Origin of the sequence: Amycolatopsis umgeniensis (assembly GCF_014205155.1) — a bacterium.
In the GTDB taxonomy this organism is placed as follows: domain Bacteria; phylum Actinomycetota; class Actinomycetes; order Mycobacteriales; family Pseudonocardiaceae; genus Amycolatopsis; species Amycolatopsis umgeniensis.
The window spans coordinates 1919148-1932193 of sequence record NZ_JACHMX010000001.1 but is presented as its reverse complement, the minus strand read 5'-3'; the positions used below and the strand labels follow the sequence as shown (position 1 = coordinate 1932193).

Below are 13046 nucleotides of genomic sequence, written 5' to 3'. Positions count from 1 at the left end.
CATCCACTCTACAGCTCTGAAACACCACACAGCCACCAGCAGTATTCGGTGGTAGTGGTTGTTTCGTAGTGTTTCGGTGGTTATAGCGTCAGGGAAACGCTCGGTCCCATTCCGAACCCGGAAGCTAAGCCTGACAGCGCCGATGGTACTGCAACCGAAGGGTTGTGGGAGAGTAGGACACCGCCGGACTAACATTGAAAAGGTCTGGGACCTGGTCGAGAACCCTCGTGGTTCTCCCAGGTCCCAGACCTTTTTTCATGTCCACATCCGCACTGTGTGGGTTTTGGGACATCTAACGTCCCAAAACCCACACAGTCCCGGCGTGACCGGTCCGATCCGGCCAGGCCGTGTGGATATAGGGACACTCAACGTCCCTAAATCCACACACCCCACCCATAGGCGGTCAGGGAGCGAGCGCCGGGAGCGTTTCGCTGAGCGGGCCGCGGACGACCGCGGAAGCCATGGAGTCATACGGCGTCTCGGAGCCATTGCAGATCACCACATCGGCCCCCGCGCGTGAAGCGACACTCACCAGGGAGGCGGCCGGCTGTACGCTCAGGGACGACCCTGCCACCAGCAGGAGATCGCCACCGGAGACGGCGGCACGGGCGGCTCGGAGCAGGGTTTGGTCCAGGTGCTGGCCGAACGAGATCGTGGCGGACTTCAGGATGCCGCCGCAGACGAGGCAGGGCGGATCGGTTTCGCCCGCTCGGACACGGTCCAGCGTCGCGCGCATGTCCCGGTGATCGTCACAGGACAGGCAGACGGACTCGAACATCGTCCCGTGCAGTTCCAGCACCCGCTCCGGCGGGGAACCAGCCTTCTGGTGCAGCCTGTCGATGTTCTGGGTGACGATATGCGTCGGCGACAGGCGCTCGAGCGCGTAGTGCGCGGCGTTCGGCGTCGCGTCCCAGCCGGGATGGACCAGCCGTGCCTGCCAGGTGCGTTCCCGGACCTCGCGACTGCCTCGATAGGCCTGGAGGTTCGACATCTTCTCCGCGGCCGGGTCACGGGTCCACAGGCCCTGCGGGCCGCGGAAGTCGGGGATCCCCGAATCCGTGGAGATCCCGGCGCCGGTCAGTGCGACGATCCGGCCGGCGCCGGTGACGAGCGAACGAGCCTTGTCCAACTCGGGATCGGTGGTCACCGTCCCATGATGACCGTTACTTGACGGCGCTGCCCGCCTGCCAGTCCGCCCACGACTTCGACCAGTCTCCGTAGAGGTCCCAGACCGGCAGCTGCGGGCCGCCCGAGTTGGTCACCTCGACGACGTCGCCGAGCCCCATGTTCTGGTAGAACCACTGGGCGTTGGCGGCGTTGAGGTTGATGCAGCCGTGCGACACGTTCGAGCTGCCCTGCGCGCCGACGCTGTTCGGGTTCTCGTGGACGAATTCGCCGTCGTTGGAGATGCGCAGCGACCATTTCTCGTTCGCCTTGTAGTACCCCGGCTGACCCTGGCAGACGCCGTAGGTGCACGAGTCCATCGTGTAATTCTCGTGTTTGTCCGAAATGACGTGTGCGCCCAAATGGGTCGGCGTGGCGTCCTTGCCCATGGAAATGGGCATCGATTTCGCCAGCTGGCCGTTGTGGAAGATCTGCATCTGCTCGGTGTTGCCGTCGGCCTTCGCGACCCAGGAATCGTGCACCTTGTACGTTTCGGTGCGGTCGGTCGCGCCGTAGACGCCATTGCCGAAATCGACGCCGTAGATCATCGCCGACACCTTGAGCGTCGACCCCGGCTGCCAGTAGACCTTGGGGCGGTAATGGACGTTCTTGTCGTCGATCCAGTACCAGGAGCCCTCCTGTTTCGGTGTGGACTCCACCGACAGCTTCTTCTCCACCTCGGCCTTGTTCTTCACCGGCTGGCCGAAGGCGAACACGATCGGCTGCCCGACGCCGACGCCACCGGACGTGACCGCCGCGGGTGCCGGGATCAGGTTCGGGTTCGCCTGCTGCTTCGGGCTCAGAGTGGACACCCGGCTCTGCTGCTCCACGGGCTTTCCGTCGGTGCCCCGGGCATGCGCCATGATCTTGTAGGTGCTGCCGTAGCCGAGCGGTTCGGTGTTCTTCCAGCTGAGGCCGTCGCTCGCCAGTTCGCCCTTCACCTGGTTGCCCTTGTCGGCGTTGGAGACCGTGACGTCGGTCAGCTTGCCGTGCTCGGCCTTGACGACCACCGGTGTCGCCGGGTTGACGTCGGTTCCGCCCGCCGGATCGATGGTCACCGAAACCGGGCTTTCGTCCGATTCGGCACTGGTGCCCGCTGAATTCGCAGGACTGTTTCCACCTGAGGAGCAGGCGGAAATCAGCAGTACCGCGGCGAGTATTCCGGCCGTCGAAAGTAATGTCTTCTTGGGAAACATATAATTCTCTTTTTACGTCGCTCGATCAGCGGAAAGGTCCTTTTTCAAAAGTACGCGACGAAGAAGACGTGATCGATGCCGGTTGGTTGCTCGTCACGCCAAGACGAGACCGGGGGCACCGTAGAGACCAGGGCCGTCCACGCTCAATTCACCCAAATAGGTCTTCGCGGCGTCGTAGGCTTCGGCGGTCAAGGTCGTGGTGTGACTGAAGTCCAGTGGGCTGACCCGCACCGGCTTCGGTCCCGGCACGTAGACCACGGGCACTTCGGCCGCGGCGATCGGCGCCTCCAGCACGGCCTGGTTCCGCATGCTGATCATCGCGGTGAACATCATCACCTCGGCGAAGGTCTGCGGGGTGCCGGGCATCTTGCCGGGGAAGGCGCAGTCGAGGACGACGAGCGATTTCGCGCCCATCGCGAGCGCCTGGCGCATCGGCACGTTGGCGACCAGGCCGCCGTCGTAGAGCATCCGCTCCCCGAACGGCACCGGCGGGTAGATCCCCGGGATCGCGCAGCTGGCCAGCAGCGGCGCCAGAAGGGGCCCGGAACGGATCAGCAGCGGCTCGGCGGTGTCGACGTCCGTCGCGACGACGCCCAGCGGCAGCGCGAGATCTTCGAAGCGGACGCCCTCGCCGATGTGCTCGTCGACGATCGCGGCGAGTCCGGTGTTGGGGAACAGGTTGGTCTTGCTGTGCCGCAGGGTCCGCACCTGGCTGAGCACACCGCCGGGGAACGCCTCGTGCCGCGTCATCCGCGACCAGATCCGGTCCAGCCTGTTCCCGGATTCGTCCCCGAGTGCGAGCACGGCGGCGTTCAGGGAACCCACCGAGGTGCCGACGACGAGGTCGGGGGCGACTCCGGCTTCCGAGAGCGCCCGCAGCATGCCGACCTGCATGGCGCCGAGACTGCCGCCACCGCCGAGGACGAAACCGATCGGCTGGGGCAGGTTCAGGGCGGCCATGCCCGGAATCTAGTCCTCCGCGCCGACCTTCGCCGGGGTGGCTTCTTCGGCTGTGACGCCGAGCGCTTTCTTCTTCTTGTAGCGCAGCAGGAAGAACACGGCGACGCCGACGAGTACGCCGACGATGGCCAGGCCTCCGGTGTTCAGCACGCCTTCGACCTTCTTCGCGGCTTCACCGAGGGCGGCACCGATGCCGATGTGGATGGCCGACCAGCAGGCCGCACCGGCCGCGGCGGCGGGCAGGAACTTGCGGAACGGCAGGCCCGAGGTGCCGGACGCCGCCGGGGTCAGCGTGCGGATCACCGGAAGGAACCGAGCGAAGAACACGGCCCACGCGCCTCGCCGCTCGAGCACGCCCGTCGCCTTGTCCCACGCGTCGAGACCGTACTTGCGGATCAGTTTCGTCTCGCGCAGGCGCGGGCCGAAACGCTTGCCGATCGCGTAACCGAGCGAGTCGCCCAGGGCGGCGCAGACCGTCACGACCGCCCACAGGGTCAGGAAACGGGAGACCGACGTCGCCGTCGTGGCCGCGACCAGCAGCCCTGATTCGCCGGGCGCGATGAAACCGAGCCCGATGGTGCATTCGGCGAACACCAGTCCGCCGGTCGCCGCGACCAGTCCCGGTTCCGGGAGTCCCTGCAGCCAATTGAGAAGATCCGTTACCAACGCCACCAGGTCACTTTACTGATTCGTGACCTGGTGGGTGGCGATGTCGCGGACAGGGTGACCGGAGTCACCGAGCCAGCAGCGAGCTGGCTTCCTGGGCGGCGGTCCCTTCGGCGGCGAGGTGCGCCAGGTTTTCCGACAGCGCTTCGCCGCGGCGCGCTTTCGTCTGCGCGAAGAGACGGCCTGCCCGATACGACGACCGCACGAGCGGCCCCGCCATGACACCGGCGAAGCCCATGGCCTCGGCGGCGTTCGAGTGCTCGACGAACTCTTCGGGCTTGACCCACCGGTCCACCGGATGGTGCCGTGGCGAGGGGCGCAGGTACTGGGTGATCGTCAGGATTTCGCAGCCCGCGTCGACGAGGTCCTTCATCGCCGGGGCGACCTCGTCGGGCGTCTCGCCCATGCCGAGGATGAGGTTCGACTTCGTCACCAGACCGGCCTCACGAGCCCGGGTGATGACCTCGAGCGACCGGGCGTAGCGGAAACCGGGGCGGATGCGCTTGAAGATCCGCGGCACGGTCTCGACGTTGTGTGCCAAGACCTCCGGCCGTGAACCGAACACCTCGGCCAGCTGGTCGGGGTCGGCGTTGAAGTCCGGGATCAGCAGCTCGACACCGGTGCCGGGGTTCAGCGCGTGGATCTGGCGCACGGTTTCGGCGTAGAGCCACGCGCCGCCGTCTTCGAGGTCGTCACGCGCGACACCGGTCACCGTCGAGTAGCGCAGGCCCATCGCCTGGACGCTTTCGGCGACCTTGCGGGGCTCGGTGCGGTCCAGCTCGGCGGGTTTCCCGGTGTCGATCTGGCAGAAGTCACACCGCCGCGTGCACTGGTCGCCACCGATCAGGAAGGTCGCCTCGCGGTCTTCCCAGCATTCGTAGATGTTGGGACAGCCGGCTTCTTCGCAGACGGTGTGGAGGCCTTCGCGGCGCACCAGGCCTTTGAGTTCGGTGAACTCCGGTCCCATCCGGGCGCGCGTCTTGATCCACGACGGCTTCTTCTCGATGGGAGTCTGGGAATTCCGGACCTCGAGCCGCAACAGCTTGCGGCCATCTGGGGCAGCACTCACACCGTCACCCTACGCTCGCCGTAGTAGTGGTCGCCGCTCACGCGGGGTCGGGGGTGACGCCCGTCAACTTGGTGGTCACGTCCCACAGCGCGGCGCCGAACGATTCGCTCCGCGCGGCGGGCAGAGGCCGCACCTTGACCGGCGTGCCGCGAAGTCCGCCGAGCCCGCGAGGGCCGATGTAATCGCCGCCTTGGACCTCGGGCGAGGTCGCCGCGAACAACTGCGGGAGCGTGCCCTGACGGGCGTTCTGCGCGATGAAGATCTCGCCGATCCGGTTGCCCGCGCCGACGAGCGCGCGCACCACCGGGTTGCGGTACGAGCGGGCCATCCCCGAACCGAGTCCGGTCCACGTGTAGCCGGGGTGCGCCGCCACGCTGATGACGTCTTCGCCCGCGGCGCGCAGCCTGCGGTCGAGTTCGAGCGCGAACACCTGATTGGAGAGTTTCGACTGGCCGTAGGCCGAGCCCGGGTTGTACATCCGGCGCTCGAAGTTCGGGTCGGCGACGTCGATGCGCGCGCCTGTCGCGGCGACGCTCGACAAGGTCACGACCCGGGCTCCCGAGCCCTTGCGCAGCGACGGCATCAGCAGCCAGGTCAGCACCGCGTGGCCGAGATGGTTCGTGCCGAACTGGGTCTCGAAACCGTCCTTGGTGTGGCCGCGCGGGGTCGCCATCACGCCCGCGTTGTTGACCAGGACGTCGAGCTCGGGTGCCAGCTCCTGGACCTTCTTCGCGGCTTCGCGGACCGACTCGAGGTCGGCGAGGTCGAGCCGGACGAGCTCGGGTGCTTCCCCGGTGGCGGCCGCGCGCACCTGCTCCAGCGCCTTGGCGCCGCGCTCCGGCGACCGGCAGCCGAGCAGCACGCGGGCCCCCTTGCCCGCGAGCACCTCGGACATGCGCAGCCCGAGCCCCGAGTTCGCGCCGGTGACGAACACGGTCCGCCCGGTCTGATCCGGGATGTCGGCCTCGGTCCAGCGCGCGTGAGCAGCCATGTCGGTCACCTAACTACATCGGCGGCGGGCACGCCAAGCGGGATCACGCGCTCGGCGCGAGCAACCGGAGCAGGTGTCCCATCGGGCTGCGGCGGCGGGCGGGCTTCGCGTGACGGCCGTGCCGGAGCAGGGTGGCGAACGCGCTGCCGACCTGGGTGATCTCCGCGGCCGGTTCGTCGCCGTCGGCCAGCCCCGCCGTCAGCGCGAGCGTGCGCAGTTCGGCTTCGTGCGACGGGATCAGCGCGGGGCACCGCTCGAGAGCGGCGTCCAGAACGGCGCGGAGGGTCTCGTGCTCGGCCGTCGCGTGGTTCCAGGCGCGGGTGACCGCCTCGACCCTGTCGAGCGCGAGGTCCTGGTCGGCGTAATCCGGATCGGTCATCTCGGCGCGGAGGTGACCGGCGAGCACCTGGTTCCACTTGTACCGAAGCGCGACCAGAAGCTCTTCTTCGGTCGCGAAGTACTGGGTGGCACCGGGGATTTCTTCGAGTGAAATCGCCTCGGACGGGTGGTGACCCGCCTGTCGGAGTGCGGCTTCGAGGATGTCGCGCCGCTGGTAGAAGTCGTTCCAGCTCATGATGTGGGCTCCCCTCCGTGACCCGGTTCATACCGCAGGTTTGCGGCATACTCCCGGTACGGACCTGACAGCAGTCAACATACCACGAGTATGGTGCGGGGCCGGCGGCGTAAAGTTGTGAAGGTGGCGACAATGAGGTCAAGGCGGCTGGACTATTCCGAGTCCACCCGGTCGGCACTCGTCGAGAGTGCCGTGGAGCTGTTCACCAAACGCGGATACGCCGGCACGTCTCTCGACGAGATCGCCAAGCGGGCCAGGGTGACGAAGGGCGCGCTCTACCACCATTTCAGTGGCAAACAGGCGCTTTTCGAGGCTGCCTTCGACACCGTCGAGAGCCAGGTCTTCGACAGGCTCGAAAAGATCATGAACGGGCCGGATTCGCCGTGGGAGCGGGCGCTCGCCGGGCTGCGCGGGTTCCTGCAGAGCTGTCTCGACCCGGCGTACCAGCGGATCGCGATCCACGAGGCCCCGGTGGTGATGGGCTGGGAACGGTGGCGCGAGGCCGAAGAACGGTGCAGTTTCGGCCTGGTCCGCACCGGGATCCAGTCGCTCATCGAGGTCGGCGAGGTCGACGACGTCCCGGTCGACGTCACCGCGCGGCTGCTGTTCGGCGCGTTGTCGAGCGCCGCGATCGAGATCGCGTCGTCTCCCGAGCCGAAGAAGGTCAGCGCCCAGGTGGAAGAGGTCCTGGTGCGGTTGCTCGTCGGATTCCGCCGTATTCCGCCCGCTGAGCACGGGAAAGCGAGCTGACAGCTCCGTCTATATGGTGGCCTTCGTGGACCTCAGGATCTTTACCGAGCCCCAGCAGGGGGCCAGCTACGAAGACCTGCTCCGGGTGGCCAAGGCCACCGAGGACGCGGGCTACGACGCCTTTTTCCGCAGTGACCACTACCTGAAGATGGGGTCGGCGACCGGATTGCCGGGGCCGACGGACGCGTGGATCACCCTCGCGGGTCTCGCCCGTGAGACCAGCCGGGTGAGGCTGGGCACCCTCGTCACCGCCGCCACCTTCCGGCATCCGTCGGTCCTCGCGATCTCCGTCGCGCAGGTGGACCAGATGTCCGGCGGCCGTGTCGAACTCGGCCTCGGCTCGGGGTGGTACGACGACGAGCACACCGCCTACGGCCTCGATCTGCCGCCGATCAAGGAACGCTTCGACCGCTACGCCGAGCAGCTCGCGGTGGTCACCGGACTGTGGGAGACGCCGGAGGGCGAGACGTTCTCCTACGACGGTGAGCACTACAAGCTCGTCGACTCGCCCGGCCTGCCGAAGCCGGCCCAGCGGCCCCGGCCGCCGGTGATCATCGGCGGTGGCGGCAAGAAGCGCACGCCGGCGCTCGCCGCGCGGTACGCCGACGAGTTCAACCTGCCGTTCGTGGGGCCGGAGTTCGCCGTCGAGCAGTTCGGCCGCGTCGACGACGCCGCGCGCGAGATCGGGCGCGACCCCAAGGAGATCCTCCGCTCGGTCGCGCTCGTCGTCGCCGTGGGCCGTGACGAGGCCGAGGTCGCGAAGCGCGCTTCGGTGATCGGGCGTGAGGTTTCCGAGCTGCGGGAGAACGGGCTCGCGGGGACGCCGTCGGAGGTCGTCGAGAAGATCGGGCAGTGGCGGGAGAAGACCGGGATCACCCGGCTCTACCTGCAGCTGCTGGACCTCTCGGATGTGGACCAGGTCGAGCTGATCGCGTCCGAGGTCGCTCCGCAGCTGGACTGAGCCGGAAGTCCGGTGAAGGCCTCCTTGAGGATTCTGGGTCTCTCAAGGCGAACCGGTATTTGCCGGGATCGACGATGGAGGATTTGGGACGTTCACGTCCCAAATCCTCCATCGTCACCAAGCCACCCCGACTCCCCACTCACTCCGAATCGGCACCCCCGGCACGAGGCGCCGAAACCAGTCAGGTTCCAGTGCGACGAAAGGCCGGTCTCTCAAGGAGGCCTTCACGTACTTTTAGACGTATTCGACGTCCACGCTGGCGATGGAGCCGCCGGGACTGAAGGAGATTCCCGACGGGTTGCCGTTGACGGCGGGGTAACCCTCTTCCCGGTGACAGTTCGGACGGCAGTACTGGACGACGACCTTGTAGGTCCCGCTCGGGCAGAAGCCGGCGGCCCAGGTCGAGCCGTTGGTCTCCGTCCAGCAGCTCGGGGGCACCGCCGACGCGACGGCGGGCGAGGCCAGCATGCCGCCGACGGCGGCCACGACCGCCAGCGCGTGCGCGAATTTACGCATGGAATCCTCCCAGTGGGGCCGACGGTGTTTCCGTGGCCCTACTGGAAAGCGTGGCACAAAACCTGTTGAGGGGTAAGGCAAAGGTGTCTTGGTCGCGGGTGGACCGGCACCTCACCGCCACGTCTGATGTCGCGAAAGCCACTTTCGCGACATCAGACGTCTCGAAAGTGGCTTTCGCGACATCGAAGCCGACACAGAGGCGAGCGACCCGACCCAGCCACCTTGCCTGTCTCGCAAAACCTAGTTCTGCAAAGCGAAAGTGACACCTGCGGCGGCGGGCGCCTCGGGACGCGGCAGCCAGCGCTCGTCGCTCACCGAGAGGTCGCCTTCCAGCGCCGCGAGCACGGCTTCGCGCGCCATCGGCAGCACCGACGCCACGGTGACTTCGCGGTCGAGTTCGGAGGAAAGCGACGTAACACCCGCGTCCCGGATGCCGCACGGGACGATCTTGTCGAAGGCACCGAGGTCGGGGTTGCAGTTCAGCTCGAAACCGTGCATGGTCACGCCGCGCTGCACGCGGATGCCGATCGCGGCGATCTTCCGCTCCACGCCGCGGTCGTCGGCGGGGATCCAGACGCCGCTGCGGCCCTCGACCCGGCCGGTGTGCACGCCGAGCTGGTCGCAGACCGTGATCAGTGCCTCTTCGAGACGCCGCACGTAGTGCACGACGTCGATCGGGTCGGCGAGTTTGATGATCGGGTAGCCGACCAGCTGGCCCGGTCCGTGCCAGGTGATCTTGCCGCCGCGGTCGACGTCGAGCACCGGGGTGCCGTCGGTCGGCCGGTCCTCGGCTTCGGTGCGCTTGCCCGCGGTGTACACCGACGGGTGTTCCAGCAGCAGCATGGTGTCGGGGCCTTCGCCGTCGGCACGGGCTGTCACGTGCCGGCGCTGGAGTTCCCAGGCTTCGGTGTAGTCGATCGTCCCGATTTCGCGGACGTCGACGGGCTCGGTGGCGGCACGGCATGACGTGGTCGAAGAGCTCACGTCCGCGACACTACGCCGGATCCCCGGGCCGGGGCAGCAGGCCCAGTCCGGCCGCCGAAATCAGGCCGACACCGCCCACCGCGAGTACGGATCCCGCGGTGTCGGTCAGCCAGTGCACACCCAGGACGACCCGGCAGAGCGCGCCGATCACCGTCGCCGCGACGGCGATCGTGATCGCCAGGCGGGTCAGCCGCGGGCGGGTCCACGCGCACAGGAGCACCGCGACGAAACCGGTGCAGGCGACGGCGACGACATGTCCGCTCGGGTAGCTCAGATCGGGGAATTCGCGAGGCCGTTCCCGGTAGAACAGCGGTTTGGCGACCAGGCTGGTCAGACGGCACAGCATCAGGACGACGGCCAGTTTGACGCACAGCACGGCCAGTTCCCGGCGGCGCCAGGCGATCATCACCAGCACCGCGCCCAGCGCGAACGGCAGGACCGGGCCGAGGACGTTCGTGATCAGGTCGGCCACTTGCCCGGCGGGCCGCGTGTACTGCCCTCGGAACGCGTCGGCGAGGGCGACGTCCACCGGCGGCGGCCGGTCGTCGACGAGCAGCCCGAGTGTGACGAAGCCGACGAGCAGAAGGAGTCCGGCGAGGATGTACAGACCGCGCTGCAAGGTCATGTCGCGGCGGCCAGCGCGTCCTCGAGGGTCGGGTGGCGGAAGGGGTAGCCCGCCTCTTCCAGCGCGCGGGGCAGGGCGCGCTGCCCGAACAACGCCATCTCCTCGGCCGCCTGCCCGAGGGCGATCTTCATCGCGAAACCGGGGACCTGCCAGAACGCGGGGCGGTGCACGGCCCGGCCGAGCGCCTTCGTGAACGCGGCGTTGGTGGCGGGCTGCGGGCCGGAGAGGTTCACCGCGCCGGACAGCGATTCGTTCTCCAGCGCGAAAACGATCGCGCCGACCTCGTCGTCGAGCGAGATCCACGGCATGTACTGCTTGCCGTCGCCGAGTTTCCCGCCGAGTCCCAAGCGGAACAGCGGCCGCAGGACGTCGAGGAGCCCGCCCTTGCGCGCGAGCACCAGACCGGTGCGGATGCGCACGACGCGGGCGCCCGCGGTGGCCGCTGTCTCGGTGGCGCCTTCCCACGCGGTGCAGAGTTCGGCGAGAAAACCTCGTCCCACCGGGCTGGATTCGTCCACAAGGGACGGACCGGGGTCGCCGTAGTAGCCGACGGCGGAGGCGTTGACCAGTACCGGGATCCCGTGTTCGGCGACGGCTTCCGCGAGCACCTCCGTCGGCTCGACCCGGCTGTCGAGCAAGACCTGTTTGCGGGCCGCGCTCCAGCGTCCGGGCAGCAGCGGCGCGCCCGCGAGGTTCACCACCGCGTCGACACCGTCGAGCGCGCCGTCGGCGATCTCGCCCGCAGGGGGATCCCAGCGGCGCTCGTCGTCCGCCCGCTCTTCCCGGCGGACGAGCCGGACCACTTCGTGCCCGGACCGGCGCAGCCGCGTCGTCAGGGAGGTACCGATCAGTCCGCTCGCACCCGCGATCAGAACTCGCATGGACCGATCGTGTCCTATCCGCGATCCGGTCGCACGCTCAGGTTCGCAGTTGCCCGGCCACGTCCGACGCGGCGGTGAGCAGCACCAGCACCGGGATCGTCGCGGCGGGGCGGAGCCGGTAGCTGCCCCGCTTGTCCTGCTCGACGATCCCGGCACCGGTCAGCGCCTTGAGGTGGTGGTACAGCTGGCCGGGGGAGCCGAGTTCGGCGGCCTCCTGCAAAGCGGGCGCGGATTGGACGCCCCTTTCGGCCAGTGTCCGCACGAGCGCCACCCGCGCGGTGCTGGACAGGGCCGCGAGCACCTCGACCCGCGGCCCGTCGTCCAGCGCCAGCATCGGCCCCGGCGTGACGGTGATCGCCCAGCTCAGCTCGACGGGATCGGTGAGCTCACCGCGATACCCGACCAGACCATCAGGGCCGGTCGGCGGTTCGGCCTGGCCCTGTCCTTCGAGCGCCGCGACCCGCTCTTCGAGGGCGGCGATCCGGTCGGCGAGCTCAGCGTTCATACCGGTTATCTATACCGTCGTCTCAGCCGAGCGCCCGTTCCAGGGCGGCGAACCGCGTCGGATCGGACAGAGCCGCGAGCAGGGCGTCGATGAGCGGCAACTCGTTTAGCGTGTCCTGATCCGTCACGCCGTGGAGCAGAACGGCGGCCGTGCCGGACCGTCCTCCCGGCCACCTGACCGAAAGCCCGATGGTGAGCGTGCGCGGCAGTGCGCCGTCCTTGACGAGCACCTCGCTCGCGCCGGGTGGCACGCGGTCGGCAAGCGGCCGGGCGAGGATCTCGCGGGCGAGTGCGCCACCCGGCCGGTAGCGGCCGGACGCCAGGCTGCGGTGGAGCGAGAACAGCTCCGACGCCGTCCCCCTCGCGTGGCCCTTGATCCACGGCCATTGCGCGTCCGGCGTCCCCGGCATGGTCGGGAAGCGCTCGAACGCTTCGGCGCGGAACGCGGGGTCGGCCACGAACCGCCGGGCCACCGCGTCGCCCAGTGCCCGCCGGACCGCGACGGGACTGCCGGGAGGCGGCGCGTACTCCGGCATCATCAGCATCAGGACCTCGCCGCCCAGCGAACGGGTGTCCGGCCGCGTCCAGCCGCCTCGTGCCGCCGCGAGCCGGAGGGCGGGGTCGCCGAGGCGGGTGCGGAGGTAGTCCGTGGCGGCGTTGTCGCTGAAGAAGATCATCGCTTCGGGGATCCGCGACAGCGGGACGAGCTGATCGGGATCCTTGGCGATGCCGTAGTCGTCGCAAGGGATCCCCAGCCAGGTGAGCGCGTGGAAATGCGCGCGACCGTCGGCGACGAACGGGTGGTGGGCGTCCCAGTCGCCCACCCGGATCCGTTCCCGCGGATCGAGCCTGCCCTCGGCGACAGCGACGGCGTACGCGCTGAGATGCACGACCTTGACCGACGAAGCCAGCAGCCGCCGGACGTCGGCGTTGCGCGAGGCCCGGCGGCCCGCGCCGTCGTCGATCAGGACGGAGACATCGCGCCGGTGGGCGGCGAGCCAGTCGAGCCAGCCCTGTTGTGTCGACGTGTCCGGCGTCGTGGCGCTCGCGGTGCCCGGCAGCAGCAACGCCGCCGACCCCACGGCGGCGGCCGTCATCAGATGACGTCTGGTCAGCATGGTGGTGCCCTCCCTCTTGTTTTCCGTAATTCCGGAATACTAGAGTTCGGGGTGGCTGTCAAACCTTCGTCCGAGTACTTCAAGCGG

The 13046-nt window shown here is 68.3% G+C and carries 15 protein-coding genes and 1 rRNA gene; 3 read left to right on the top strand and 13 right to left on the bottom strand.

Features of this window, described 5'->3' with window-relative positions; genetic code table 11:
- The first annotated feature begins 72 nt into the window (after window positions 1-72).
- A 5S ribosomal RNA gene (rrf, locus tag HDA45_RS08570) occupies window positions 73-189 on the top strand.
- A 214-nt stretch (window positions 190-403) separates the two neighbouring features.
- On the opposite strand, the gene HDA45_RS08565 is transcribed toward rrf, so the two are convergent.
- The 7 genes from HDA45_RS08565 to HDA45_RS08535 all read right to left on the bottom strand — a co-directional run bounded on the left by HDA45_RS08565 (window position 404) and on the right by HDA45_RS08535 (window position 6620).
- Complete coding sequence (locus HDA45_RS08565) at window positions 404-1147, bottom strand: Sir2 family NAD-dependent protein deacetylase (protein ID WP_184893482.1); 744 nt, start codon at window positions 1145-1147, stop codon at window positions 404-406.
- A 16-nt stretch (window positions 1148-1163) separates the two neighbouring features.
- A complete protein-coding gene (locus HDA45_RS08560; protein WP_184893480.1) occupies window positions 1164-2360 on the bottom strand; it encodes a L,D-transpeptidase in 1197 nt (398 codons plus the stop codon).
- A 93-nt stretch (window positions 2361-2453) separates the two neighbouring features.
- Entirely contained in the window at window positions 2454-3320 is an 867-nt protein-coding gene (locus tag HDA45_RS08555; protein WP_184893478.1) for a patatin-like phospholipase family protein, read from the bottom strand.
- A 9-nt stretch (window positions 3321-3329) separates the two neighbouring features.
- Window positions 3330-3992: a DedA family protein gene (locus tag HDA45_RS08550; protein ID WP_101609531.1), complete on the bottom strand. Its 663-nt coding sequence runs from the start codon at window positions 3990-3992 to the stop codon at window positions 3330-3332.
- 61 nt (window positions 3993-4053) lie between these two features.
- On the bottom strand, window positions 4054-5055 hold the full coding sequence (gene lipA / locus HDA45_RS08545; RefSeq protein ID WP_181773779.1) for a lipoyl synthase: 1002 nt from the start codon (window positions 5053-5055) through the stop codon (window positions 4054-4056).
- Window positions 5056-5092: 37 nt separating this feature from the next.
- Window positions 5093-6046, bottom strand: a complete 954-nt coding sequence (locus HDA45_RS08540) for an oxidoreductase (protein WP_184893476.1) — start codon at window positions 6044-6046, stop codon at window positions 5093-5095.
- Between the two features lie 43 nt (window positions 6047-6089).
- A complete protein-coding gene (locus HDA45_RS08535) occupies window positions 6090-6620 on the bottom strand; it encodes a hypothetical protein (protein ID WP_184893474.1) in 531 nt (176 codons plus the stop codon).
- Window positions 6621-6752: 132 nt separating this feature from the next.
- On the opposite strand from HDA45_RS08535, the gene HDA45_RS08530 reads away from it, so the two are divergent.
- Entirely contained in the window at window positions 6753-7370 is a 618-nt protein-coding gene (locus tag HDA45_RS08530) for a TetR/AcrR family transcriptional regulator (RefSeq protein ID WP_184893472.1), read from the top strand.
- A gap of 25 nt (window positions 7371-7395) precedes the next feature.
- The gene (locus HDA45_RS08525) at window positions 7396-8331 is read left to right on the top strand and encodes a TIGR03560 family F420-dependent LLM class oxidoreductase (protein ID WP_184893470.1); all 936 of its coding nucleotides are present in this window, start codon (window positions 7396-7398) and stop codon (window positions 8329-8331) included.
- A gap of 234 nt (window positions 8332-8565) precedes the next feature.
- Here HDA45_RS08525 and HDA45_RS08520 read toward each other — a convergent pair whose 3' ends face one another.
- The 6 genes from HDA45_RS08520 to HDA45_RS08495 form a co-directional block, all read right to left on the bottom strand.
- On the bottom strand, window positions 8566-8847 hold the full coding sequence (locus tag HDA45_RS08520; RefSeq protein ID WP_184893468.1) for a hypothetical protein: 282 nt from the start codon (window positions 8845-8847) through the stop codon (window positions 8566-8568).
- A gap of 240 nt (window positions 8848-9087) precedes the next feature.
- Window positions 9088-9831 (bottom strand): lipoyl(octanoyl) transferase LipB, encoded by a 744-nt coding sequence (gene lipB / locus HDA45_RS08515; protein ID WP_184893466.1) that lies wholly within the window; start codon window positions 9829-9831, stop codon window positions 9088-9090.
- 10 nt (window positions 9832-9841) lie between these two features.
- Entirely contained in the window at window positions 9842-10456 is a 615-nt protein-coding gene (locus tag HDA45_RS08510; RefSeq protein WP_184893464.1) for a phosphatase PAP2 family protein, read from the bottom strand.
- A complete protein-coding gene (locus HDA45_RS08505; RefSeq protein WP_184893462.1) occupies window positions 10453-11337 on the bottom strand; it encodes a TIGR01777 family oxidoreductase in 885 nt (294 codons plus the stop codon). Before HDA45_RS08505 ends, HDA45_RS08510 begins: the two co-directional genes overlap by 4 nt.
- 37 nt (window positions 11338-11374) lie before the next feature.
- Window positions 11375-11842: an ArsR/SmtB family transcription factor gene (locus tag HDA45_RS08500; RefSeq protein ID WP_184893460.1), complete on the bottom strand. Its 468-nt coding sequence runs from the start codon at window positions 11840-11842 to the stop codon at window positions 11375-11377.
- Window positions 11843-11864: 22 nt separating this feature from the next.
- Window positions 11865-12959, bottom strand: coding sequence for a serine hydrolase (locus HDA45_RS08495; RefSeq protein ID WP_184893458.1), 1095 nt, complete (start codon window positions 12957-12959; stop codon window positions 11865-11867).
- Between the last annotated feature and the right edge of the window lie 87 nt (window positions 12960-13046).

Coding starts and splice junctions, on each gene's coding strand:
- HDA45_RS08560 (WP_184893480.1), bottom strand. CDS start 2,360: ATGTTTCCCAAGAAGACATTACTTTCGACGGCCGGAATACTCGCCGCG.
- HDA45_RS08505 (WP_184893462.1), bottom strand. CDS start 11,337: ATGCGAGTTCTGATCGCGGGTGCGAGCGGACTGATCGGTACCTCCCTG.
- HDA45_RS08520 (WP_184893468.1), bottom strand. CDS start 8,847: ATGCGTAAATTCGCGCACGCGCTGGCGGTCGTGGCCGCCGTCGGCGGC.
- HDA45_RS08510 (WP_184893464.1), bottom strand. CDS start 10,456: ATGACCTTGCAGCGCGGTCTGTACATCCTCGCCGGACTCCTTCTGCTC.
- HDA45_RS08540 (WP_184893476.1), bottom strand. CDS start 6,046: ATGGCTGCTCACGCGCGCTGGACCGAGGCCGACATCCCGGATCAGACC.
- HDA45_RS08500 (WP_184893460.1), bottom strand. CDS start 11,842: ATGAACGCTGAGCTCGCCGACCGGATCGCCGCCCTCGAAGAGCGGGTC.
- HDA45_RS08530 (WP_184893472.1), top strand. CDS start 6,753: ATGAGGTCAAGGCGGCTGGACTATTCCGAGTCCACCCGGTCGGCACTC.
- HDA45_RS08535 (WP_184893474.1), bottom strand. CDS start 6,620: ATGAGCTGGAACGACTTCTACCAGCGGCGCGACATCCTCGAAGCCGCA.
- HDA45_RS08495 (WP_184893458.1), bottom strand. CDS start 12,959: ATGCTGACCAGACGTCATCTGATGACGGCCGCCGCCGTGGGGTCGGCG.
- HDA45_RS08555 (WP_184893478.1), bottom strand. CDS start 3,320: ATGGCCGCCCTGAACCTGCCCCAGCCGATCGGTTTCGTCCTCGGCGGT.